Genomic DNA, 255 nt, shown 5'->3' on the forward strand with positions numbered 1-255 from the left:
TCTAAATTTGTTTGCTGCGCTAATCGTTATCTATGTATTGATTTATTCAGTCAGATTTAATCGTTATTATTCTAAAGTTACGGATGAGGAAAACCAGGCAAAAAATGAAAAAACGCTATCAAGTAAGGAAGCTGCTGCAAGTTTTGAAACAGTACCTGGTACTGAAACGTCTAACCAACGGACAACTTTAAGCTATGATGAAAAGAATGCTGATTTTGATTTCCGCAAGGCTATCCAAGAAATCAAACGAGGGAC

1 protein-coding gene is annotated in these 255 nt (G+C 36.1%); it reads left to right on the plus strand.

Annotated features, from left to right (window positions below):
* Window positions 1–255 (plus strand): PHD finger domain-containing protein (locus KW850_RS33010; RefSeq protein ID WP_218351750.1); only part of this gene is annotated, 255 nt, incomplete at both ends.

Source organism: Bacillus sp. sid0103 (genome assembly GCF_019219025.1).